Source organism: Streptomyces sp. NBC_01471 (genome assembly GCF_041438865.1).
GTDB lineage: Bacteria > Actinomycetota > Actinomycetes > Streptomycetales > Streptomycetaceae > Streptomyces.
This window is the reverse complement of the sequence record NZ_CP109450.1, coordinates 5,218,720-5,241,080: the sequence shown is the minus strand read 5'-3', so window position 1 is coordinate 5,241,080 and position 22,361 is coordinate 5,218,720. Positions and strand designations below refer to the sequence as shown.

20 protein-coding genes are annotated in these 22,361 nt (G+C 71.6%); 15 read left to right on the top strand and 5 right to left on the bottom strand.

The window, feature by feature from the left end:
- Positions 1-104: 104 nt before the first annotated feature.
- On the top strand, positions 105-1,565 hold the full coding sequence (locus tag OG285_RS23515) for a PucR family transcriptional regulator (protein WP_371792112.1): 1,461 nt from the start codon (positions 105-107) through the stop codon (positions 1,563-1,565).
- A 58-nt stretch (positions 1,566-1,623) separates the two neighbouring features.
- On the opposite strand, the gene OG285_RS23510 is transcribed toward OG285_RS23515, so the two are convergent.
- On the bottom strand, positions 1,624-1,950 hold the full coding sequence (locus tag OG285_RS23510) for a hypothetical protein (protein ID WP_371792111.1): 327 nt from the start codon (positions 1,948-1,950) through the stop codon (positions 1,624-1,626).
- Positions 1,951-2,079: 129 nt separating this feature from the next.
- Here OG285_RS23510 and OG285_RS23505 point away from each other — a divergent pair, with 129 nt between their 5' ends.
- The gene (locus OG285_RS23505) at positions 2,080-2,874 is read left to right on the top strand and encodes a helix-turn-helix transcriptional regulator (protein WP_356833795.1); all 795 of its coding nucleotides are present in this window, start codon (positions 2,080-2,082) and stop codon (positions 2,872-2,874) included.
- Positions 2,867-3,073, top strand: a complete 207-nt coding sequence (locus OG285_RS23500; protein ID WP_371792110.1) for a DUF397 domain-containing protein — start codon at positions 2,867-2,869, stop codon at positions 3,071-3,073. Before OG285_RS23505 ends, OG285_RS23500 begins: the two co-directional genes overlap by 8 nt.
- Positions 3,074-3,184: 111 nt before the next feature.
- Here OG285_RS23500 and OG285_RS23495 read toward each other — a convergent pair whose 3' ends face one another.
- Positions 3,185-4,249: a hypothetical protein gene (locus OG285_RS23495; RefSeq protein ID WP_371792109.1), complete on the bottom strand. Its 1,065-nt coding sequence runs from the start codon at positions 4,247-4,249 to the stop codon at positions 3,185-3,187.
- Between the two features lie 119 nt (positions 4,250-4,368).
- A complete protein-coding gene (locus tag OG285_RS23490) occupies positions 4,369-6,522 on the bottom strand; it encodes an ATP-binding protein (protein ID WP_371792108.1) in 2,154 nt (717 codons plus the stop codon).
- Between the two features lie 538 nt (positions 6,523-7,060).
- Here OG285_RS23490 and OG285_RS23485 point away from each other — a divergent pair.
- A complete protein-coding gene (locus OG285_RS23485) occupies positions 7,061-8,218 on the top strand; it encodes an acyl-CoA dehydrogenase family protein (protein WP_356833787.1) in 1,158 nt (385 codons plus the stop codon).
- A 46-nt stretch (positions 8,219-8,264) separates the two neighbouring features.
- Positions 8,265-9,137 (top strand): acyl-CoA thioesterase II, encoded by an 873-nt coding sequence (locus tag OG285_RS23480; RefSeq protein ID WP_356833785.1) that lies wholly within the window; start codon positions 8,265-8,267, stop codon positions 9,135-9,137.
- Positions 9,138-9,186: 49 nt separating this feature from the next.
- Here OG285_RS23480 and OG285_RS23475 read toward each other — a convergent pair whose 3' ends face one another.
- Positions 9,187-9,966: a phosphatase gene (locus OG285_RS23475; RefSeq protein ID WP_356833783.1), complete on the bottom strand. Its 780-nt coding sequence runs from the start codon at positions 9,964-9,966 to the stop codon at positions 9,187-9,189.
- Positions 9,967-10,090: 124 nt separating this feature from the next.
- A complete protein-coding gene (locus OG285_RS23470) occupies positions 10,091-10,717 on the bottom strand; it encodes a TetR/AcrR family transcriptional regulator (RefSeq protein WP_356833781.1) in 627 nt (208 codons plus the stop codon).
- Between the two features lie 138 nt (positions 10,718-10,855).
- Between OG285_RS23470 and OG285_RS23465 the strand changes: the two genes are divergently transcribed.
- From OG285_RS23465 to OG285_RS23420, 10 genes are all read left to right on the top strand, one after another.
- Entirely contained in the window at positions 10,856-12,478 is a 1,623-nt protein-coding gene (locus OG285_RS23465) for a carboxyl transferase domain-containing protein (RefSeq protein WP_356833779.1), read from the top strand.
- Between the two features lie 53 nt (positions 12,479-12,531).
- A complete protein-coding gene (locus OG285_RS23460) occupies positions 12,532-14,496 on the top strand; it encodes an acetyl-CoA carboxylase biotin carboxylase subunit (RefSeq protein WP_371792107.1) in 1,965 nt (654 codons plus the stop codon).
- A complete protein-coding gene (locus tag OG285_RS23455; RefSeq protein WP_356833775.1) occupies positions 14,493-15,449 on the top strand; it encodes a hydroxymethylglutaryl-CoA lyase in 957 nt (318 codons plus the stop codon). The genes OG285_RS23460 and OG285_RS23455 overlap by 4 nt, the downstream gene beginning before the upstream one ends.
- Complete coding sequence (locus OG285_RS23450; RefSeq protein WP_356833772.1) at positions 15,446-16,609, top strand: acyl-CoA dehydrogenase family protein; 1,164 nt, start codon at positions 15,446-15,448, stop codon at positions 16,607-16,609. The genes OG285_RS23455 and OG285_RS23450 overlap by 4 nt, the downstream gene beginning before the upstream one ends.
- 32 nt (positions 16,610-16,641) lie before the next feature.
- Entirely contained in the window at positions 16,642-17,139 is a 498-nt protein-coding gene (gene aac(6'), locus OG285_RS23445) for an aminoglycoside 6'-N-acetyltransferase (protein ID WP_356833770.1), read from the top strand.
- Between the two features lie 126 nt (positions 17,140-17,265).
- Positions 17,266-18,012, top strand: a complete 747-nt coding sequence (locus OG285_RS23440; protein ID WP_356833768.1) for an IclR family transcriptional regulator — start codon at positions 17,266-17,268, stop codon at positions 18,010-18,012.
- 115 nt (positions 18,013-18,127) lie between these two features.
- Positions 18,128-19,624, top strand: a complete 1,497-nt coding sequence (locus OG285_RS23435) for an ABC transporter substrate-binding protein/permease (protein ID WP_371792106.1) — start codon at positions 18,128-18,130, stop codon at positions 19,622-19,624.
- Entirely contained in the window at positions 19,624-20,355 is a 732-nt protein-coding gene (locus tag OG285_RS23430; protein WP_356833765.1) for an amino acid ABC transporter ATP-binding protein, read from the top strand. Before OG285_RS23435 ends, OG285_RS23430 begins: the two co-directional genes overlap by 1 nt.
- A 182-nt stretch (positions 20,356-20,537) precedes the next feature.
- Entirely contained in the window at positions 20,538-21,098 is a 561-nt protein-coding gene (locus OG285_RS23425; RefSeq protein WP_371792105.1) for a hypothetical protein, read from the top strand.
- A 74-nt stretch (positions 21,099-21,172) separates the two neighbouring features.
- Positions 21,173-22,360 (top strand): sensor histidine kinase, encoded by a 1,188-nt coding sequence (locus OG285_RS23420; protein WP_371792104.1) that lies wholly within the window; start codon positions 21,173-21,175, stop codon positions 22,358-22,360.
- Position 22,361 lies beyond the last annotated feature (1 nt).

Genomic DNA, 22,361 nt, shown 5'->3' with positions numbered 1-22,361 from the left:
ACCTGCGTCCGACTGCTTTCGAACGTTGACCCTAGGTGGCCGGAAAGCGCCGTTGAAGTGTACGTTCCCTCCACTGAACCCCTCCCCCGATGGATGGAACATCCATGCCGGACCCTGCCGCTCCCCCCACCTCTCCCGTCCAGCTGTCGGCCCTGCTCGCCCGCCGGGACCTCGGACTGCGCCAGGTCGCGGGCCCTGCGGCCGGAGAAGGAGGCGGGGCCGGGGTGCACTGGGTGCACACGAGCGAGATGGCCGACCCGTATCCGTATCTGCTCGGCGGTGAACTGCTGCTGACCGCCGGAGTACAGCTCGCCGAGGACCCCGACCGGTACGCGGCGCGCATCGTCGCGGCGGGCGGGGCCGCGCTCGGCTTCGGGCTCGCGCCGGTGTACGACACGGTGCCGGAGGCGCTGGCCGTCGCGTGCGACCGCCACGGCCTGCCCCTGCTGGAGGTGCCGACCAGGACCCCCTTCACTGCGGTGGCCCGCGCGGTGTGGGGCCTGATGGCGGAGGCCCGCCACCACGAGCTGCGCCGGGTGTCCCAGGCCCAGCAGGGCCTGGCGGTGGCCGCCGCCCGCCCCGACCCGGTGCCGGCGGTGCTGCGCCAGCTGGCCACCCGGCTCGGCGGCCGGGCGGTGCTGCTCGCGGCGGACGGGACGGCGCTCCAGGCGGCGGGACGCGAACCGGAACCCGGGGCGCGCGAGGCCCGTGCGGCGCTGGCGGCACTCGCCCGGGTCGTACGGCCCGGGGCACCGGGCGGCAGCCCGGCGGGGCACCGTTCGGCCCCCGCGTCCGCCACCGACACGGCGGGCGCCGCCCACCTCGCGGCCTACGCGGTGGCGGGCGGCGAAGGGCTGGTGCTCGGCGTCACCACCCCGGCCCGCGAACCGGGCGACCACACCATCGCCGGGGTCGCCGTCGTCCTGCTCTCGCTGCTCACCGCCCCCCGGCAGGGCGCCGACGAGGCGGCGCGCTCCGCCGCGCTGGTCCGGCTGCTGCTCGGCGCCGCGCCCGCCGACGTGGCGCCGCTGCTCGGCGCGGCCCCCTGGACGGTGGTGCACGCGCACGGCACGGGGACCCCGCCCGCGCTGGGCAGCCCGCTGGTGGACGCGTCGGCCGACACCGTACGGATCCTGCTGCCCGCCGACCGCGAGATCGCCCGCCACCCCGGCTGGACCCTCGGGGTGAGCGCCCCGGCCGAGCTGCGGGACCTCCCGGCTGCCGACGCCCAGGCCGGCCGGGCCCTGCGCCACGCGGAGGCGACCCGCACCCCGCTGTCCCGGCACAGCACGACGGGCCTGGCCGCCCTCCTGGACCCGGCCGAGGCGGCGGCCCACGCCCGCGCCCTGCTCGCCCCGCTCGGCGACCCGCCGCCCGCCGCACTCCTGGAAACGCTGCGCACCTGGCTCGCGCTGCACGGCAGTTGGGACCGCACGGCAGTGGCCCTGAACATCCACCGCAACACGGTCCGCCAGCGCATCGGCCGCTGCGCGGCACTGCTCGGCTCGGACCTGGACGACATGGACGTACGGACGGAACTGTGGTTCGCGCTGGGGCGGGGGTGAGCAATCGATCCGCGGGACGTACTCACCGGTGGTCGATCAGCTGGCTGATCGACCACCGTCAGGTCTCCGACTGGTCAGGGCCGCCCGCACCACACCCGCAGGCATCCAGCCGCGCGCCCCGGCTCCGGGCGATCCGGTGCAGGTCGCGCAGCGACTCGGCCAGGCGCGCCACCACATAGCGGAGCTGTACCGAGGTGACCTCCTGGTCGCCGGCCATGTCGGCGACGTGATCGAGCAGTTCGTCTGCCATGTCGAGCTGCACGCCCTCGACGTTGTCCGCGTAACGGGAGACATACCCGGTCCCGTCCCCGAAGAGGTAGCAGGGCTTGCCTTCCGGGCCGGCCCACGGGAGCAGCCTCCCCACTCCTGACGTCTGGTCGATCATGTGGCGGCTCCTGTGCGTCGACGGCCGAGAATTGCGCTGGGTAGCGATCCACTCACAGCGTGAGACGGGAAGGGCTAGGCTCGCCAGAGGTTGGGTGGTGACACGGCTTTTGTCGCACGGGAGTTGGCGATGGGAAATCGGTACGGCGAGTGGTTGAAGGCGCAGCGCGAAGCGGCGGGGATGACACAGCAGGAGCTGGCCGACGCGGCGCTCATGACCCGCTCGCACATCTCGCACATCGAGGCGGGGCGGCGGATTCCGTCGAAGGAGGACGCGCGGCGACTGGACAGGGCACTGGGCACGGGGGACGTGCTGAGCAGTTTCCTGCCGGAGGACGATACGGCGGTCGCCGACTATTTCGAGGCGGCGCTGCATCTCGAACAACAAGCCACCGAAGTCCGCGAGTTCGCCTTGTCATTCGTGCCCGGCATCCTCCAGACGGAGAGATACGCACGTGCGGTTCTGGGCTCGTCATACCCTCCCCTGAGCGAAGAGGAGTGTGACCGGCTCGTCGTCACACGACTTGAGCGGGCCAAAGTATTGGAGGGCCCCGTGCTTCCCGTCGTCTGGGCACTGATCGACGAGTCAGTGCTGCGACGCGTCGTCGGCAGCCGGGAGATCATGGCGGAGCAGATCACGCACATGGTTCGGCTGACCGAGAGGGGACGCGTGCGCGTCCATGTGGTGCCTTTCGAGCTGGGCTTCCACCCGCTGATGGAGGGCATGCTTACGTTGATGTGGTTCGAGGACCAGCCACCCGTGGCGTACGGCGAAGGCCTGCGCATGGGAAAGGTGCACGACTCCCCGTCCATGGTCCGCGAGCTGACCGGCCGCTACGATCTTGCACTGAGCGATGCACTCCCGCTGAAGGAGTCTCAGGCACTCTTGAGAGCAACAGCAGAGGACTATGGGCACCATGACTGACCAAGCCATTCCGAACTCCGCCTCGCTGAACGGCTGGCGCAAGTCGTCGTACAGCAACAGCGAAGGCGGCAGCTGCGTAGAGGTCCTGGACAACCACCCCTCCGGCGTCCCCGTACGCGACTCCAAGGCGCCTCACGGCCCGGCGCTGGTCTTCCCCGCAGCCGGATGGGCATCGTTCATCACAGCGCTGAAGGGTTAGAGCGCCCCTGACCCTCGGCATGTCACCGCGACGCGGGTGGAAGGCGGCGGATCCGGCCGGTCCGCGCGCAGCCGTAGGGCCGCGAGCGGACCGGCCGGGGTGTGCCGGGCTTTACCAGTCGTCGCTGTCCCGGCGCCGGTACCGCGGCCGGGGGGCCGGGCTCAGGGAAGGGCTGCGCGAACTGCGCGAACTCCTGCGCCTCAAACGGTCCTGCTCCCAGTCGTCGTACTCCGGAACCACACCGGCGTCCAGTCCCGACACCACCTGACGCGCCGCGGCGTACTGCGCCTGCCTGCGGATTTCGTTGGTGTGCGGGAGCTCGCCCCGCCGTTCGCGCTCCGCGGCCGATCGGGTGTCGAAGGGATCGAGCCTGGCCGAGAACGGTTCGCTGTTCAGGGGCTCATGGGGCGACCTCATGGAATATTCCATGTCACGGTAGATGCTGGTTCGGCCGACCCGTCGGCTCATACCGGCTTGCGTGATCGGAATTCCGTGCATATCGACCGGGGTGGCGTACCGCGGGACCCGCGAGCTCTGGTAGCTCGGGGGGCTTCCAGGGACATCCACCATGGGCGCCTGGTGCCCCGAGTTGGCGTACTCGTAGCGGCGGTGCGAGAGGTTCGTGCCGTCGGTCCCGGGGGCCAGGTTCGATGCCCGCTGAGGTGTGCCGTACACCGGGTCACCGTGGCTGTAGGCGGCTGCGAGGTGCAGGTGGGACACCGGGCCGCCCGGGTGTACGCCGGCGTCCCGCATGTGACGGGCCGCCGAGCGGTTGTTCATCACACTGTTCTGGGAGGGGTGCCTCCGGGTGGGCTGGCGTCCCAGGTAGTCACGGTCGATGTAGCTCACGTCCGTGTAGTCGTACTCGGGCGGCTCCTCGTAGTAGGAGCGACTGCTCCTCCGGCTGCCACCGGCACGCTGCACCGTCGGGGCGTTGGCACCCGTCGTGCTGGTGGTGCCGCCTCGCCCCCTGTTCAGAGCAGCGGTGAGACCGGCGTTGCCGATGCTGCGCTGGAGGACGCCCATCGACGCGGCGGAGGGGTGCGCCAGGGTCGCGGCGGCCTGTGCCGCATCGTTGGCACGAGTGGGGGGAGAGAACGCCTGCGAGGGACGCCGTACTGACCCTTTGGCCTTGGTCCAGTCGGCATCCCCTGCCGGGCCTGCATGAGAGTGCATGAAGTGGCCTCTGCGATGGGGGATCTCGAACAATCAGTCCTGGCAGCGTACTTCGCCTGCTTGAGAGCCGTACAGCAGCGTCAGGATTCCCCGGCCGGGAGTGCAGCAGCCAGTACGGCTCACCAGCCGGCGTCGCCCACGACCAGGCGCCCGGCCTTGCGGTACTCCCTCCGCGCACCGACCAGCAGGTCGTCCGAGGTGACAGAACCGCCGCGGGTGGCCGCGGCGTAGGCGGCGGTCACCACGGCGCTGCGGATCGAGCCGCCGGCCAGCTCGAAGTCCCGGGCGCACGGTGCCGGGTCGATGTCGTCCGCGCACGGAACGTGGGCCAGGCTGTGCCGCCACAGGGCCAGCCGCTGGTCCTCGTCCGGGAAGGGGAAGTCGACCACCAGGTCCAGCCTGCGGGTGAAGGCGTCGTCGATGTTGGCGCGCAGGTTGGTGGTGAGCAGGGCGATGCCGCTGAACGACTCCAGGCGTTGCAGCAGGTAGGCGCTTTCGAGGTTGGCGTACCGGTCGTGGGCGTCCTTCACGTCGGAGCGCTTCCCGAACACGGCGTCGGCCTCGTCGAAGAGGAGCACGGCGTCGGTGCGGTCGGCCTCGCTGAAGATCCGCTCCAGGTTCTTCTCCGTCTCACCGACGTACTTGTCCACCACGGACGAGAGCTGCACGACGTAGAGGTCCAGGCCGAGGTCGGCGGCGATCACTTCCGCGGAGAGCGTCTTCCCGGTGCCGGACTCCCCGGCGAACATCGCGAGGACGCCGCGGCCCCGGCCTCCCCCGGCACTCAACTGCCAGTCCCCGAGCACTCGTTCACGGTGCCGGGCGCGCTGGGCCAGCTCGTGCAGATGCTCCAGTGGAGCCTTCGGCAGGACCAGGTCGTTCCAGCCGACGGCCGGCATGATCCGGCGGGCGTGCCGTTCCAGCCCCGACGCGGACTGCTGCCGGGCGGCCAGTCGCAGGTGCTCGGCCGTCACATCGGTGTCGTCCAGAGCGGCGAGGTCCAGCGCCGAGTGGGCGGCCCGGCGAATCCGGTCGCCGCCCAGCCGGTAGGTGGCGACCGTCCCGGCCAGATCGAAGCCCAGGTCCTGCGCCGACTCCACTCCGAGGGCGGCGGCCCAGAGCCCCACCGTGTCCGAAGTCGAACTGGGTGCGTCCAGGACGAGCGGGTCGGGATCGCACCACTGAGGGTCGTACGGCGTCGCTCCGATGAGGATCACCGGCACGTCACCTGCGTCGAGCGAGCGGATCAGGTCGGCCGGCTGCTCCGGCAGCGGGTACACCACGATCGCGGAGCCGCGCAGCCGGGCCTCAAGCAGCAGTTGCTGCACCGGGCTGTGGGTGTGCGTACCGCCGCTGGACTGTTCGTCGCCGCTGTCGCGCTGCTCGCCGGTCTCCCGTGAGCGGGTCTCCGCCGCGGTGGTGAGGTGCAGCGCGGGCCGGCCCGCGGCGGTGAGGGCCGCGGCCGCGCAGGCCAGACCGTCGCCTTCCCGGCGCTCGCGCAGGTAGATCACCGGAGGGTCGGGCTGGGCGAGGGGCTTGGCCAACTTGCCCGTCAGCGAGTCACCCGCTCCAGCGGGAGAGGGCCGCAGGGCGCGGACATGCCCCTCCAGCGCGGCGTCGGGGGTGTCGTTACCGATCAGGTGGGCGGCCAGCCGGTCGGGTACGCGCAGGGTGCGTCCGAGGAAGGGGGCGTCCGGTTCCTCGACCCGCACCAGACCGAGCCAGGAGAGCGGCGCGGTCGGATGGAAGAGGTCGCGGGCTGTGGCGTCCAGGGCGGGCAGGCCGCACACGTCGAGCACCAGCCCGACGGTCGCCCGCCGGCGGCTGACGTCGTTGTTGAGGTAGCCGTACAGCTGCTCGAAGTCGCGGTCGAGATCCGGGGCGAGCGCGAGCAGCAGGATCGTGGCTTCCAGGTCGGTCAGCCCCATCCGCGCGGCCAGCCCGGCGAGCCGGTCGGCGGGACCGAGCGGCGCGCTCCGGGCGACGACGACGCGCTCCGCGGAATCCTCCCGTTCGGGACCGGACTTCTCCAGAAGGTGCTGTACGGCGTCCTTGGACAGATACAGCCCGCGCAGCGGGTCGTCGGCCGTGGGGTCATCGGCGGACCGCTCGCGGACCAGGGCGGCGACCCGCTCACGCTGGGCGGCGAGCCGGTCGCGCAGGGGACGGGCCGGAATGTGGTCGGAAGTGCTGTGCGCGGCGGAGCTGTCCTGGGCATCGGACGCGGTGCCGGTGCCGGTGTCGGCCGACTCGCCGCCCTGCGGGGCTGTCATCGCGCGTCCGGACGCCGGGCCGCCCGGCCCGGGGCGGGAGCGCGTACGGGCGCCTGGAGGCAGGATTCCGTCGGCGAGTCGCCGTCGGGTGCGATTCTGAGACTCTCGTCCACTTCGCGGATCATTACTACGCTGCGCTCTTTCCGGCTGGTTCTGTCGGCAGCGAGTGCTGATGCTGCGTGATCGGCATCCTTTCGCGGGGGCCGACCGCGCCGCAAGGGCCTCGGGGACGATACCCGGGCACCCGACTCTGCCCGGCCGATCCCTTGATCTGCCTGTTCGGACAGGCAGCCGCGGCAGCCCGCGCTCCGGGAGGGTTCCGCCGGACAGGCCGTGGCGAGGTGTCCGCCCGTACGCGGGGGCCAAGGAACCGTGCCCCTCCCCCGGCCCGCGCCGTCACTTGCCCGAGCGTGCTCAGGCTCACCCTGGACAGCCCCGGTGACCTCCCGGTAACTTCGACTGAGCAAGCGCTTAGCAGGAGCGGCCTGCCGGGTCGACCGGACCCCGGGGCCACGCCAGAACCGCAGAGGAGCCTTCCGTGCGCCGTACCGTTTACAACGAGGACCACGAGGCGTTCCGGGACACCATCCGGGCCTTCATCGAGGCCGAGGTCGTGCCCGTGTACGACGAGTGGCTGGCCGCCGGCCAGGCGCCGCGCGACTTCTACCACAAGCTCGGCGAGCTGGGGATCTTCGGCATCGAGGTGCCCGAGGAGTTCGGCGGCGCGGGCGAGGAGTCCTTCAAGTTCCAGGCGATCATCTCCGAGGAGTGCGCCCGCGCGGGTGTCTCCTTCGGCGGTTCCGGCGTGCACGTCGCGCTCTGCCTGCCGTATCTGAAGGCGTACGCCACCGACGAGCAGAAGAAGCGCTGGCTCCCCGACTTCGTGAGCGGCGCCTCGATGTACGCCATCGCCATGACCGAGCCGGGCACCGGTTCCGACCTGGCCGGCATGAAGACCACCGCCAGGCTCTCGGACGACGGCACGCACTACGTGCTCAACGGCGCCAAGACCTTCATCACCGGCGGTGTGCACGCCGACCGCGTGATCGTCTGCGCGCGCACGGCCGCCCCGACCCCCGAGGACCGCCGGCACGGCATATCGCTGCTCGTCGTCGACACCAAGTCCGAGGGGTACGCGGTCGGCCGCAAGCTCGACAAGCTCGGCCTGAAGACCTCCGACACCGCCGAGCTCTCCTTCACCGACGTGAAGGTCCCGGTCGGCGACCTGCTCGGCGAGGAGAACAAGGGCTTCTCCTACCTCGGGCAGAACCTCCCGCAGGAGCGCCTCGGCATCGCGGTGGGCGCGTACGCGCAGGCCGCCGCCGCCGTCCGGTTCGCGCAGGAGTACGTCCAGGACCGCACGGTCTTCGGCAAGACCGTCGCGTCCTTCCAGAACACCAAGTTCGAGCTGGCCGCCTGCAAGGCCGAGGTGGACGCGGCCGAGGCGGTCTGCGACCGCGCCCTGGAGGCGCACGACCTGGGCGAGCTGTCGGCGGCCGAGGCCGCGTCCGCGAAGCTCTTCACCACCGAGGTCGCGCACCGCGTGATCGACAAGTGCCTCCAGCTGCACGGTGGTTACGGCTACATGAACGAGTACCCGATCGCCCGCCTGTACGCCGACAACCGGGTCAACCGGATCTACGGCGGCACCAGCGAGGTCATGAAGATGATCATCGCCAAGAGCATGGGTCTGTAGAGGCACCCGGAGATACGCCGCAGAGCGACCTTGTAGAAATACAGCTATGAACCTGGCACTTGAGTCCCTGCTCGATCTGCTCGATCTGGAGCGGATCGAGCAGGACATCTTCCGCGGCCTGAGCCGCTCCGCCGTCGTGCCGCGCGTCTTCGGCGGCCAGGTCGCCGCCCAGGCCCTGGTCGCCGCCGGGCGCACCGTGCCGGACGACAGGACGGCCCACTCGCTGCACGCGTACTTCCTGCGCCCCGGCGACCCGGGCGCGCCGATCGTGTACACGGTCGACCGCATCCGGGACGGCCGCTCCTTCACCACGCGCCGGGTCGTCGCCGTCCAGCACGGGCAGCCGATCTTCCATCTCTCGGCGTCGTTCCAGACGTACGAGGAGGGGCTCGACCACCAGACGGCGATGCCGGACGCACCCGACCCGGAGACGCTGCCGACGGCCGCCGAGATGCTGCCCCGGTACGCGGACAGCTTCCTGGAGCCGGGGGTCGTGGACCGGCTGATCGAGGCCCGTGCGGCGGTCGATCTGCGGTACGTGGACGCCCCGCCGTTCGGCAGCGTCGGCACCCCGCGCGAACCGCGCTCGCAGGTCTGGTTCCGTACGAACGGAAAGCTGGCGGACGACCCGCTGCTGCACGTCTGCCTCGCGACGTACGTCTCGGACATGACGCTGCTCGACTCGGTGCTGCTCGCCCACGGGCGGGGCGGCTGGGCGGTCGGGGACGTGGTCGGCGCCAGCCTGGACCACGCGATGTGGTTCCACCGCCCGTTCCGGGCCGACGAGTGGCTGCTGTACGACCAGGAGTCCCCGTCGTCGTCCGGCGGACGCGGTCTCGGGCAGGCCCGGATCTACACCCAGGACGGGCAACTGGCGGTCACGGTGATCCAGGAGGGCGTCATCCGGGTCCCGCGCTGACGCGGCGGGTCGCGCCCGGCCCGCCGAGGCCGGTCCGGCCCGCCGCCTGTCAGCCCAGCCCTGCCGCGTCCAGCAGGTACGCCGTCATCGGGTCGTAGAAGCGCGGATCGGTGACGTGGTCGTCGAGCGGGACGGTGACCTGGAGGGTTCCCTCGGCCTCACCCAGGAAGAGCGCCGGGTCGTTGCAGTCCGCGTAGCCGATCGAGTCCAGTCCGCGCTGGCCCGCGCAGCCCGCCCAGCCGTGGTCGGCGACGACCAGGTCGGGGAGCGGCCTGCCCGCGCGCTCCAGGCCGTCGAGGATGGCCCGCATCGGCTCGGGCGAGTGGGTGTGCCAGAGGGTCGCGCCGCGCTCCAGCATCGCCACGTCGGCGAACTGGAAGACCATCCCCTCGTCGGCGCTGAGCCCGCCCGGAATCCGTACGATCTCGCAGCCCGCCGCGCGCAGCGCGTCCGCGGTGGCCCGGTGCACGTCGAGCAGCCCGCCGGGGTGTCCGGTGGCGAACAGCACGCTCTCGCTGCCCTCGGCCGCCTTCCGCAGCCGGGCGGCCATCCGGTCCAGGGCGTCGACCGTCAGCTCCGGGTCGATGGTGTCCTGGCCCTGCCGGTGCTCCGGGTCGTCGCTGACACCGCACCGCTCGGCCATCACGGCGAGCACGTCCTGCTCGTCGGACCAGCGGTCACCGAGTTCGAGCCCCAGCCAGAAGTGCCGGTCACCGTTGGAGAGCTTGCGGTAGTGGGAGAGGTTGTTGTCGCGGGGCGTGGCGACGTTTCCGGCGATCCGGGTGCGGACGAGGTGGTCGACGAGTTCGGCACGGCTGGGTATCGGCATGAGCCCATTGTGCCGCCAGGGCCCGTCGCCGTCAGTCCGGTACCGGCGGATACCGGGGGCGCACCGGCCCCGCACAGCCCCGCCTGCCCCACAGCCGTACGTCGGCCGGCCACCGCGGCCCGCGTCAGCCGGCCGCCGGTGCCTCGCCCTGTGCGCGGGCCGGCACCCGGTCCAGCGCCTCGAAGGCCCCGTGCGCCAGGCGGCGCAGCAGCGCGCCGGTGGTGGTGCGGCCGGGCAGGCCGCCGGTGCCCAGGTGCGGGGTGGAGTTCAGCAGGCCGAAGACCGCGTGCACGGCCGCGCGGGCCTCCTGCTCCGGGGTGTGCGGGTACAGCTCGCGCACGACGGTGACCCACAGCTCGACGTACTGCCGCTGGAGCCTGCGGACCGCCTTGCGGTCGCTGTCGCGCAGCCGGTCCAGCTCACGGTCGTGGACCGTGATCAGCGGGCGGTCGTCGAGCGCGAAGTCGATGTGCCCGTCGATCAGCGAGGCGAGGACCGCGGCCGGGCCGCCCGCCGCCCGCTCCGCCCGCGTCCGGCCGCCGTCGAGCAGCCGCTCGCTGATCCCGACGAGCAGCTCGGCGAGCATCGCGTCCTTGCCGGCGAAGTGCCGGTAGAGGCCGGGGCCGCTGATGCCCACCGCCGCACCTATCTCGTCCACGCCGACGCCGTGGAAACCGCGCTCGGCGAAGAGGCGCGCGGCCTCCTTGAGGATCTGCTCGCGCCGCGTCGGGGCGTCCGTCCTGGTGCTCATGGATCCATTCTAGACAGCGGGGTTAGCGAGCGTTAACCTGACGACAGGTGTTAACGATCACTAACCGCCCCGACCGGGTAGGGATGGTCGGGACCACATCGGCACAGAGCAGACAGAAGAGCAGAGGGGGCCCGACCGATGCAGCAGGCACCAGTCCTGACGAGTGCGGCCGATCCCGCTTCGGAGGCCTGGCGGGCCAACGAGGCGGCGCACGAGGCACTCGCCGACGAGCTGCGGACCAGGCTGGCGACCGCACGGCTCGGCGGCGGCGAGAAGTCGCGGGCCCGCCATGTGGCGCGCGGGAAGCTGCTGCCGCGCGACCGCGTCGACACCCTGCTGGACCCGGGCTCGCCCTTCCTGGAGATCGCGCCGCTGGCCGCCGACGGCCTGTACGGCGGGGCCGCACCCGCCGCCGGGGTCATCGCCGGGATCGGCCGGGTCAGCGGCCGCGAGGTGGTGGTGGTCGCCAATGACGCGACGGTCAAGGGCGGCACGTACTACCCGATGACCGTGAAGAAGCACCTGCGCGCCCAGGAGGTGGCCCTGGAGAACCGGCTGCCGTGCGTGTACCTGGTCGACTCGGGCGGTGCCTTCCTGCCGATGCAGGACGAGGTCTTCCCCGACCGCGACCACTTCGGCCGGATCTTCTACAACCAGGCCCGGATGTCGGGCGCGGGCATCCCGCAGATCGCCGCCGTGCTCGGCTCCTGCACGGCGGGCGGCGCGTACGTCCCGGCGATGAGCGACGAAGCGGTGATCGTCCGCAACCAGGGCACGATCTTCCTGGGCGGCCCGCCGCTGGTGAAGGCCGCGACCGGCGAGGTCGTCACGGCCGAGGAGCTGGGCGGCGGCGAGGTGCACTCGCGGACCTCGGGCGTCACCGATCACCTCGCGGAGGACGACGCGCACGCGCTGCGCATCGTCCGGACCATCGTCTCCACGCTGCCCGGGCGCACCCCGCTCCCCTGGTCCGTGGAGCCGGTGGAGGAGCCGAAGGTGGACCCGGCCGGGCTGTACGGCGCGGTGCCGGTCGACTCCCGTACGCCCTACGACGTACGCGAGGTGATCGCGCGGCTCACGGACGGCTCGCGGTTCGCCGAGTTCAAGGCGGAGTTCGGGACGACGCTGATCACCGGCTTCGCCCGGATCCACGGCCATCCGGTCGGCATCGTCGCCAACAACGGCATCCTCTTCTCCGAATCCGCCCAGAAGGGCGCGCACTTCATCGAGCTGTGCGACCAGCGCGGCATTCCGCTGCTCTTCCTCCAGAACATCTCCGGCTTCATGGTCGGCCGGGACTACGAGGCGGGCGGGATCGCCAAGCACGGCGCCAAGATGGTGACGGCGGTGGCCTGCACCCGGGTGCCGAAGCTGACCGTGGTCGTCGGCGGGTCCTACGGCGCGGGGAACTACTCGATGTGCGGGCGGGCCTACTCGCCGCGCTTCCTGTGGATGTGGCCGAACGCCAAGATCTCGGTGATGGGCGGCGAGCAGGCCGCTTCCGTCCTGGCCACGGTCAAGCGCGACCAGCTGGGCGACGACTGGAGCGCCGAGGACGAAGAGGCGTTCAAGGCCCCGGTTCGCGCGCAGTACGAGGAGCAGGGGAACGCCTACTACGCGACGGCCAGGCTCTGGGACGACGGGGTGATCGACCCGCTGGAGACCCGGCAGGTCGTCGGCCTCGCGCTGACCGCCTGCGCCAACGCGCCGCTGCCCCAGAAGGACCGGACGGCGCCCGGCTACGGCGTCTTCCGGATGTGACGGGGGTGGCCGATGTGATGAGGGTGCCGGAGACGGATCTGATGAGGGTGGACATGTTCGACAGCGTTCTGATCGCCAACCGGGGCGAGATCGCCGTGCGCGTCATCCGTACGCTGCGGGAGCTGGGCATCCGCTCGGTCGCCGTCTACAGCGACGCGGACGCCGACGCCCGGCACGTACGGGAGGCGGACACCGCCGTCCGGCTCGGTCCGGCGCCCGCCGCCGAGAGCTATCTGTCGGTGGAGCGGCTCCTCGGAGCGGCGGCGCGCTCCGGCGCGCAGGCGGTCCATCCCGGGTACGGGTTCCTCGCCGAGAACGCGGAGTTCGCCCAGGCGTGCGCCGACGCGGGCCTGGTCTTCATCGGGCCGCCCGCTTCGGCGATCTCCCTGATGGGCGACAAGATCCGCGCCAAGGCGACCGTGGAGGCCGCGGGCGTCCCGGTGGTCCCCGGCTCGTCGGGCAGCGGGCTCTCCGACGCCGAACTGGCCGCATCCGCACGGGAGATCGGGATGCCCGTGCTGCTGAAGCCGTCGGCGGGCGGCGGCGGCAAGGGCATGCACCTGGTCCGCGACGAGGCGCTGCTCGCCGAGGAGATCGCCTCGGCCCGGCGCGAGGCGCGGTCCTCGTTCGGCGACGACACGCTGCTGGTGGAGCGGTGGATCGACCGCCCGCGCCACATCGAGATCCAGGTCCTCGCGGACGCCCACGGGAACGTCGTGCACCTGGGTGAGCGCGAGTGCTCCCTCCAGCGCCGCCACCAGAAGATCATCGAGGAGGCGCCGTCGGTCCTGCTGGACGAGGCGACCCGGGCCGCGATGGGCGAGGCCGCCGTCCAGGCGGCGCGCAGCTGCGGGTACACGGGCGCGGGCACGGTGGAGTTCATCGTCCCCGGCGGCGACCCGTCCGCGTACTACTTCATGGAGATGAACACCCGCCTCCAGGTCGAGCACCCGGTGACCGAGCTGATCACCGGCCTCGACCTGGTGGAGTGGCAGCTGCGGGTCGCCGCGGGTGAGCGGCTGCCGTACGAGCAGAAGGACATCAGGCTCACCGGGCACGCCATCGAGGCGCGGGTCTGCGCGGAGGACCCGGCCCGCGGCTTCCTGCCGTCCGGCGGCACGGTGCTGGCGCTGCGTGAACCCGAGGGCCACGGCGTACGGACCGACTCGGGCCTCAGCGAGGGCGTGGAGGTCGGCAGCCGCTACGACCCGATGCTGTCGAAGGTCATCGCGTACGGCCCGGACCGCGCGACGGCGCTGCGCAGGCTGCGGGCCGCGCTGGCCGCCACGGTCACCCTGGGCGTCCCGACCAACGCGGGCTTCCTGCGGCGGCTGCTCGCCCACCCGGCGGTGGTGGCGGGCGAGCTGGACACCGGGCTGGTGGAGCGGGAGGCGGACGGCCTGGTGCCGGACACGGTGCCGCCCGAGGTGTACACGGCGGCGGCCGCGGTACGGACGGCCGGGCGGGCCCCGGAGCCGGACGCCGGCGGCTGGACCGACCCGTTCTCGGTGCCGAGCGGCTGGCGGCTGGGCGGCGCCCCGCTGCCGGTGACGCAGTGGCTCCAGATCCCCGGGCACGAGGCGGTGCTGACCGGCGGCGAGGGCCGGGTCACACCGGACACCGTGTCGGTGACGGTCGACGGGACCGTGCACACCTTCCACCGCGCCGGGGACTGGCTCGGCCGGGACGGCGACGCCTGGCACGTCCAGGACCACGACCCCGTGCAAACCACGCTGGACGCGGCGGCAGGCCGGGGCGGGGCCGGTTCGCTGACCGCGCCGATGCCGGGCACGGTCACCGTGGTCAAGGTCGCCACCGGTGACGACGTGGTCGCGGGTCAGGGCCTGTTGGTGGTCGAGGCGATGAAGATGGAGCACCTGATCACCGCCCCGCACGCGGGCACGGTCACCGAACTCGACGTCGCCCCCGGCACGACGGTCGCGATGGACCAGGTGCTGGCCGTCGTCACCCCGGCGGCCGGTCCGGCCGCCGGCACAACCCCGCTGGAGGAGAAATGACGTCCGGCACACCCCTGTCCGGCCTGCCCATGTCCGTACCGGCGGAGGGGCTCCCGGCCCGGGTCCGTATCCACGAGGTCGGCGCCCGCGACGGACTGCAGAACGAGAAGACGGTCGTCCCGACCGGGGTGAAGGCGGAGTTCATCCACCGGCTCGCCACCGCGGGCCTGACGACCATCGAGGCGACCAGCTTCGTGCACCCCGAGTGGGTGCCCCAACTGGCCGACGCCGAGAGCCTGTTCCCGCAGCTCGCCGATATTCCCGGCGTGGACCTGCCGGTCCTGGTGCCGAACGGCCGCGGGCTCGACCGTGCCCTGGAGCTCGGCGCCCGCCGGATCGCGGTCTTCGGCAGCGTGACGGAGTCGTTCGCCAAGGCCAATCTGAACCGCACCGTGGACGAGTCGCTCGCCATGTTCGAGCCGGTCGTCGCGAAGGCCCGCGCGGCGGGCCTGCACGTGCGCGGCTACCTCTCGATGTGCTTCGGCGACCCGTGGGAGGGCCCGGTCCCGGTCGACCGGGTGGTCACCGTCGCCCGGCGCCTGCTGGACCTCGGCTGCGACGAGCTGAGCCTCGGCGACACCATCGGGGTCGCGACACCGGGACACGTACAGGCCCTGCTCACCGCGCTCAACGAGGCGGGCGTGGGCACGGATTCCCTCGGCGTCCACTTCCACGACACGTACGGCCAGGCGCTCTCCAACACCCTGGCCGCCCTCCAGCACGGCGTGACCACAGTGGACGCGTCGGCGGGCGGCCTCGGCGGCTGCCCGTACGCGAAGTCCGCCACCGGCAATCTCGCCACCGAAGACCTCGTCTGGATGCTCGAAGGGCTCGGCATCGAGACCGGGGTCGACCTCGGCCGCCTCACCGCCACCAGCGTGTGGATGGCCGGACAACTGGGCCGACCCAGCCCGTCCCGCACCGTACGCGCCCTCTCCCACCAGGAGCAGTGACCATGGACCACCGTCTGAGCACCGAACACGAAGAACTCCGCCGCACGGTCGAGGCGTTCGCCCACGATGTGATCGCCCCGAAGATCGGCGACTTCTACGAGCGGCACGAGTTCCCGTACGAGATCGTCCGGGAGATGGGCCGGATGGGCCTGTTCGGGCTGCCGTTCCCGGAGGAGTACGGCGGGATGGGCGGCGACTACCTCGCGCTCGGCATCGCGCTGGAGGAGCTGGCCCGCGTCGACTCGTCGGTGGCGATCACCCTGGAGGCGGGCGTCTCGCTGGGCGCGATGCCGGTCTTCCGCTTCGGCACCGATGAGCAGAAGCGCGAGTGGCTGCCCCGGATGTGCTCGGGCGAGATCCTGGGCGCGTTCGGCCTGACCGAGCCGGAGTGCGGCTCGGACGCGGGCGGCACCCGCACCACGGCGGTGCGCGACGGTGACGACTGGGTGATCAACGGCTCCAAGTGCTTCATCACCAACTCCGGTACGGACATCACGGGCCTGGTCACGGTCACGGCGGTCACCGGCCGCAAGCCGGACGGCCGCCCGCACATCTCCGCGATCATCGTCCCCTCGGGCACCCCGGGCTTCACGGTGGCGGCCCCGTACTCGAAGGTCGGCTGGAACGCCTCGGACACCCGCGAGCTGTCGTTCTCGGACGTACGGGTCCCCGCGGCGAACCTGCTCGGCGAGGAGGGTCGCGGTTACGCCCAGTTCCTGCGCATCCTCGACGAGGGCCGGGTGGCGATCTCCGCCCTGGCGACGGGCCTGGCGCAGGGCTGTGTGGACGAGTCCGTGGCGTACGCGAAGCAGCGCCACGCGTTCGGCCGCCCGATCGGCGACAACCAGGCCATCCAGTTCAAGATCGCGGACATGGAGATGAAGGCCCACACGGCGCGCGTCTCGTGGCGCGACGCGGCGTCGCGCCTGGTGAGCGGCGACCCGTTCAAGAAGGAGGCGGCGCTGGCGAAGCTGTACTCCTCGACGGTGGCGGTGGACAACGCCCGCGAGGCGACGCAGATCCACGGCGGGTACGGCTTCATGAACGAGTACCCGGTGGCCCGGATGTGGCGCGACTCCAAGATCCTGGAGATCGGCGAGGGCACGAGCGAGGTCCAGCGGATGCTGATCGCACGGGAGCTGGGGCTGCCCACCGGGTGAGCCCGGCCCGGAGATGCCGGACAATGCGGGACATGGAGCTGCGGGGAGACCGGGTCGTGCTGCGGCCGGTGGCGGACGGTGAGGGAGCGGAGCTCGACAGGATCGTGCGGGAGCCGGAAGTCGCCATGTGGTGGGCCCCCCCGGCCGGTTACGCGGACATGCTCGCCGTCGTCCTCGACGGCGAGGTCATCGGAGCCGTCCAGTTCGCGGAGGAGACCGACCCCGAGTTCCGCCACGCGGGCATCGACATCTTCCTGACGGCGCGCAGGCACGGGGAGGGCCTGGGCACCGACGCCGTCCGGACACTGGCCCGCTGGCTGGTGCACGAGCGCGGTCACCACCGGCTGACGATCGACCCCGCGGCGGCCAACACCGCGGCGATCCGCAGTTACGGCAAGGTCGGATTCAAGCCGGTGGGGATCATGCGCGCGTACGGCCGCGACCACCGGACAGGCAGCTGGCAGGACGGGCTGTTGATGGATCTGCTGGCCGAGGAGCTGACCGACGACCAGGAATATCCATACAGATAAGGACAATTCAGAAGAGCGGTCGACAACTCCGTCACGACGCACATCTCCCACTGGTTGATAGACAAGTTCCCAGTGGGTGAGACAACGGTCTCGTCGTGGCTGGATTTGTTTCCTAAGGTCTGACGTGTGATTACCGGAAAGACCGCTCCGGGTCCGGCCCACAGAACCGGTGCCATCCTGGCCGTGCTCGCCGAGCAGGCTTCTGTGACCGCCCAGGACCTCTCCCGCCGCACCGGCATTCCGGTCAGCGCCGTGTATCGCCATCTGGGCGATCTGACGCAGCTCGGACTCGTCAGTGCGACGCGGACGCGCGGCCGGTACTGCGCGGGTTCGCTCGCGGTGCAGATGGCGGTGAACTACCGGCGCGAGATGCTCGGTGGCGGGGGCGTGAAGCGCCGTCTGGCCCGGCTGGCGTCCGACACCGAGGAGCTGGCGGCCTTCCTGATCCCCAGCGGCCGGCACGTCCTGTGCGTCGAGGCCGCCGAGGGGTCCCGGGTGATCAAGTGCAGCTTCTCACCGGGGCTGAGCCAGCCGCTGACCTTCGGGGCGAGCGCACAGGCGATCCTCGCCCACCTTCCGGCCGCACGCGTCGCCGAGGTCTGCACGGCGCACCGGCTCGGCCCCCGGGAGACCGAGGCGCTCACCGCCGACCTGCACCACGTCCGCGACCGGGGGTACGCCATGAGCACCGGAGCTGTCGACGAGGGCGTGTGGGGCGTGAGCGTCCCCGTCCTCGACCGGCAGGGGCAGCTCACCGGAACCGTCAGCACCATGGCGCCGGAGTTCCGGGGGCGCCGCAACCACCAGGCGCTGCTCACGCTCACCCATGCCGCGGCGCAGGACATCGGCCGTCTTGAGGAGCCGCTGCCATGACGGCCCGGGACGGTCCCCGGCCCGCCGGTGACGGCACGGCCCGGCACCCGGTGCCACGCACCCCGGCCCCGTCACCCGAACTCGCGCATCACGCACGGCCCGAATGGAGTGGAACATGGTAAGAGCACCCGTCGGGCGAAGGGGCGCAGCCGTGCTGGCCGGGCTCCTCTCGTCCTTCCTCCTGCTGGCGGGAGCCTCGCCGGCCGCCGCCGCGCCGCAGGCGGACAAGGGGGCACAGAAGCTCGAACGACTGCGCTCGGGGCACGCCACGCTGCGCGTGGGCACCGACGCCACGTTCCCGCCCTTCGAGTTCACCGACGCCAAGGGCGGCCGGGTCGGCTTCGACATCGAGCTGGTGCGGGCACTGGCGAAGCGGGCGGGCATCAAGAAGGTCAGCTTCACGCAGATGCCGTTCGGGAACATCGTCCCGGCGTTGCAGGCCCATCAGATCGACGTGGGCGCCTCGGGGATCTACATCAACAAGGAGCGGGCCAAGGTCATCGACTTCTCGGACGTGTACTACCCGGGCGGGCTCGCGATGTTCACCGCCGGCAAGGACCACACGATCCACTCCCTGGACGACCTCGCGGGCAAGCGGGTCGCGGTCCAGGTCGGCACCAAGTCCGTCGAGTGGGTCAAGGAGAACCAGCCCCGCGCCAAACTCGTCACGGTGCAGACCAACCAGCAGATGTTCTCGTCCGTGAAGCTGGGCCAGGCCGCGGCGGTCGTCACCGGAGCCCCGGCCGGCCAGTACTTCATCGCTCAACAGGGCGGCCTGAAGCAGGTCGGCAAGCGTCTGACGGGCGAGGACTACGGCTATGCCTTCCCGAAGGCGGACACGGCCGTGACCGCCGCGTTCGACGGCGCGCTGAAGGACATGAAGAGTGACGGCTCCTACGGCAAGCTGACCCACAAGTGGTTCGGAGCCGGGAGCGCGGCCAAGGTGGAGAAGCACGCGCTCCTCAACCCGCGGACGATCATCGACTCCTGGGGCCAGATATGGCACGGCCTGCTGGTGAGCATCGAGGTGATCCTCATGTCGCTGTGCCTGAGCCTCCTGTTCGGCATGACGGGCGGGTTCGCCAAGCTGAGCAGGATCGCGCCGCTGCGCTGGCTGGGCAACGCCTATGTCTCCGTGATCCGCGGGACCCCGTTCGTCGTCCAGCTGTTCCTGATCTACTTCGGTCTGCCCCAGCTCGGGCTGCAACTGCCGCCCATGGTCGCGGGCGTGCTCTCCCTCGGCCTCTACAGCGGCTCGTACGTCACCGAGATCTTCCGCGGGGCCGTGCAGTCGGTGGACCGGGGCCAGATCGAGGCCGCCAGGTCCTGCGGCATGTCCCACGCGTCGGCCATGCGGCACGTCGTCGTACCGCAGGCGTTCCTGCGGATGCTTCCCCCGCTGGGGAACGAGTTCGTCTCGCTCACGAAGAACTCGACGCTGGTCTCGTTCGTCACGATCGGCGAGCTGTTCCTCGTGGGCCAGACGGTCATATCCCGGACGTTCGACGCCCTGACCGTCTACCTCTTCATCGGCCTTCTCTACTACGTACTCACCAACATCATCGGTTTCGCGACCCATGCGATAGAGAAGAAGATGGCGGTGTACGTCTGATGGCACTCCTCGAAACCCAGGGCATCACCAAGGCGTTCGGCGATCACGAGGTACTGCGCGGCATCGACTTCACCATCGAGCCGGGGCAGGTCGTGGCCGTCATCGGTCCCAGCGGCGGCGGCAAGTCGACGTTCCTGCGCTGCCTCAACCTGCTGGAGACGCCGACCTCGGGGCGCGTCGTGTTCTCGGGCGAGGAGCTCAGCGCCACCGAGTCCGACCTCGACCGGCTGCGCGCCCGGATGGGCATGGTCTTCCAGCAGTTCAACCTGTTCCCGCACATGACGGCGCTGCGCAACGTGGTCCTGCCGCAGATGAACGTACTCGGCCGGACCCGCGGGGAAGCGGAGACCAGGGGCCGTGCTCTCCTGGAACGGGTGGGCATGCTCGGGCGGGCCGACATCTACCCGAACCGGCTGTCCGGCGGGCAGAAGCAGCGGGTCGCCATCGCACGGGCGGTGGCGATGGACCCGGAGCTGATGCTGTTCGACGAGCCGACCTCCGCGCTGGACCCGGAGGTCGTCCAGGACGTCCTGGACGTCATGACCGGACTGGCCAAGGAGGGCATGACCATGGTCGTGGTGACACACGAGATGGGCTTCGCCCGCAAGGTGGCCGACCGGGTCGTCTTCATCGACGGCGGCCGGATAGCAGCGGATCTGCCACCCGACGAGTTCTTCTCCGACACGAACGAGAACGAGCGGGTCCGGACCTTCCTGGCGAAGGTGCTGTAGCCGCGAGGGGCCCGCCGGGTTCGGATGGGCCCCTGCTCCGCCGGGCACGTACGGGCCTTCACCGGCTGCTCTCCACCCGGCTGGCCTCACGCTCCGGGTGGAGGCCGCCCCCGCCCGGGTTCCACCCCCGTTCCACCCCTGGGTTGAAGGAATCCGGGGCGCCGGAGCGAATAGTCGAAGCCATGACGCTCACCGACTGGATCATCGACATCGCCCTTCTCCTCATCGTCTTCCGGCAGCTCAAGGAGGAGCGGCTCACCGCCCGCACCGTCCTGCTGCCCCTCGGCATCATCGCCTGGACCGGCTTCAACTACCTCGACGCCTTCCCGACCGCGGGGAACGACCTGCCGCTGATCGCGGGATTCGCCGGGGTGGGAATCGTCTTCGGCCTCGTCTCCGGCCTGCTGACCCGCGTCCGCTACGCGGAAGGTCACGTGCGCATCAGGGCCACCGCGAGCGCCGCGGCGCTCTGGGTGATCTGCATGGGCTTCCGGCTCGGCTTCGCCATCTGGTCGAGCCACCCCTCCGGCCAGACCCATCTCGCGCACTTCTCCGTCGCCCACGACATCACCAGCGGCCAGGCCTGGGTGGTGGCCCTCGTCCTGATGGCGTTCGGCGAGGTCGTCGTACGGATCGGTACGATCGTCGCCCGGGGCGGGCTCCTGATGGCCCGCAACAGCCACGCCGACAACGCCGGGTCGCCGTCCGTCGCACCGGCGCCGCACCCCGGCACCTACGTCTGACCGGGCAGGATCGGAGCGGGCCGGCCGGCGGAGAACGGAGTGCGGGGATGAACGGGCGCTGGTGGAGGAATCCGGTGGACTGGAGCACGCCGGTCTGGGAAGCACCGGGCTGGAAACCGCTGGACCGGGGCTCTTTCAGGGGCGCGGCGGCCATGGTGGCCTGTATGGCGGTCACCGTGCTCGCGGCCCACGGGACGCCCCTCAGGATCGTCGTCGGTGCGCTGGGAGTCCTCGCGGAGCTGGGGATGCTGCTGGGCCGGCGGATGCTGCCGTCCGTCCTGGGCGCCGTGGGCGCGACGGTCACCATCGGTGCCGGTCTCACGGTCTCGCTCCTGGTGCCGGCCGGGCTCGGCTCCGTGCCGGTGCTCGCGGGCGTCGCCGTCCTCGCCCTGCGGCTGCCCGCGGGGCCCGTGCGGACGACCGGCGTCGCGGTGGTGTCGGCCGCGTTCGGGATCACGATCATGGTGATCACCGGCAGCCTGGCCGGGCTGCTCGCCGGGGTGGGCGTCTGGCTGCTCGCCGACCGGTCCGTGGAGCACACCGCCCTCCAGACCGAGCGGGACCGGGCCGTGGCGCTGCTGGCCGAGGTCGAGGCGTCCCGGGAGGCCCTCCAGGAGGCGGCGGCCGTCGAGGAACGCAGCCGTATCGCACGGGAGATGCACGACGTCCTGGCGCACAGCCTCGCCGGGCTCTCCGTGCAGTTGCAGGCGGTGCGGGCCATCGCGAACCGGGACGGCGCACCCGCGTCGCTGACCGGCCCGATCGACCGGGCGGCGGACCTCGCACGGGACGGGGTCCAGGAGGCGCGCGCCGCGGTCGGCGCGCTGCGCCACGCACCGCTCCGTGGGGTGGACGACCTCAAGGGCCTGGTCGGCGGTTTCCCCGGCGAGGCCCGCCTGCGGGACACCGGCCGGCCGCACCCGCTCGGCGCCGACGCGGGCCACGCGGTGTACCGGGCGGTCCAGGAGTCGCTGACGAACGCCGCGCGGTACGCGACCGGGAGCGTCATCGACGTGGATCTGGCCTGGACGGAAACGGAGTTGCGGGTGGAGGTGCGCGACCACGGGCGCCCGGCCGGCCGCGGACCGTCGGGCGTGCAGGGCAGCGGCACCGGCCTGCGGAGCATGGCGGAGCGGATCGAGGCGGTCGGCGGGACGCTGTCCGCCGGGCCGGTGCCCGGCGGCGCGGGCTGGCGTACCGAGGTGCGCGTACCGGTGGCGGGTGCCGGGGGCGCAGGCCCGGCAGGGAAGATGGGGTCGTGAA

Coding starts and splice junctions, on each gene's coding strand:
- OG285_RS23515 (WP_371792112.1), top strand. CDS start 105: ATGCCGGACCCTGCCGCTCCCCCCACCTCTCCCGTCCAGCTGTCGGCC.
- OG285_RS23510 (WP_371792111.1), bottom strand. CDS start 1,950: ATGATCGACCAGACGTCAGGAGTGGGGAGGCTGCTCCCGTGGGCCGGC.
- OG285_RS23505 (WP_356833795.1), top strand. CDS start 2,080: ATGGGAAATCGGTACGGCGAGTGGTTGAAGGCGCAGCGCGAAGCGGCG.
- OG285_RS23500 (WP_371792110.1), top strand. CDS start 2,867: ATGACTGACCAAGCCATTCCGAACTCCGCCTCGCTGAACGGCTGGCGC.
- OG285_RS23495 (WP_371792109.1), bottom strand. CDS start 4,249: ATGCACTCTCATGCAGGCCCGGCAGGGGATGCCGACTGGACCAAGGCC.
- OG285_RS23490 (WP_371792108.1), bottom strand. CDS start 6,522: ATGACAGCCCCGCAGGGCGGCGAGTCGGCCGACACCGGCACCGGCACC.
- OG285_RS23480 (WP_356833785.1), top strand. CDS start 8,265: ATGAACCTGGCACTTGAGTCCCTGCTCGATCTGCTCGATCTGGAGCGG.
- OG285_RS23475 (WP_356833783.1), bottom strand. CDS start 9,966: ATGCCGATACCCAGCCGTGCCGAACTCGTCGACCACCTCGTCCGCACC.
- OG285_RS23470 (WP_356833781.1), bottom strand. CDS start 10,717: ATGAGCACCAGGACGGACGCCCCGACGCGGCGCGAGCAGATCCTCAAG.
- OG285_RS23465 (WP_356833779.1), top strand. CDS start 10,856: ATGCAGCAGGCACCAGTCCTGACGAGTGCGGCCGATCCCGCTTCGGAG.
- OG285_RS23460 (WP_371792107.1), top strand. CDS start 12,532: ATGTTCGACAGCGTTCTGATCGCCAACCGGGGCGAGATCGCCGTGCGC.
- OG285_RS23455 (WP_356833775.1), top strand. CDS start 14,493: ATGACGTCCGGCACACCCCTGTCCGGCCTGCCCATGTCCGTACCGGCG.
- OG285_RS23435 (WP_371792106.1), top strand. CDS start 18,128: ATGGTAAGAGCACCCGTCGGGCGAAGGGGCGCAGCCGTGCTGGCCGGG.
- OG285_RS23430 (WP_356833765.1), top strand. CDS start 19,624: ATGGCACTCCTCGAAACCCAGGGCATCACCAAGGCGTTCGGCGATCAC.
- OG285_RS23425 (WP_371792105.1), top strand. CDS start 20,538: ATGACGCTCACCGACTGGATCATCGACATCGCCCTTCTCCTCATCGTC.